The sequence below is a fragment of the Peribacillus sp. SIMBA_075 genome (assembly GCF_046534585.1).
The window spans coordinates 1-275 of the sequence record NZ_JAWRYN010000515.1 but is presented as its reverse complement, the minus strand read 5'-3'; the positions used below and the strand labels follow the sequence as shown (position 1 = coordinate 275).

Below are 275 nucleotides of genomic sequence, written 5' to 3'. Positions count from 1 at the left end.
CGCTGGTGTCAGAGCCGCCACTCTCCTCCAGAGCAACCATGCCCTCCATGCTCCGACCACCACCGCAGGGCAAGAACTAGGCATTGCGCTGACGCCAGCGGAGCGGCCCAAGGGCCCCGCCGACGTCGGCGAGGTCGTCGGCTACGCTGATCTCCTGCGGTCCCGGGGGAAGACGGCCGAGGCGATGTCGCTCTACGACTGCGCCCTGGGGGCAGACCCGCACTGCGCTGCGGCGCTCGTCGGGAAAGGCGTCTGTTTGCAGCAGCAGCAGCAGC

Annotated in this window: 1 protein-coding gene; it reads right to left on the bottom strand. The window is 69.5% G+C overall.

Translation table 11 applies throughout. From position 1 onward, the window contains the following. Positions 1-76: 76 nt before the first annotated feature. A partial coding sequence (locus tag SB775_RS29235) for a hypothetical protein (RefSeq protein WP_410864726.1) occupies positions 77-275 on the bottom strand: 199 nt, incomplete at its 5' end.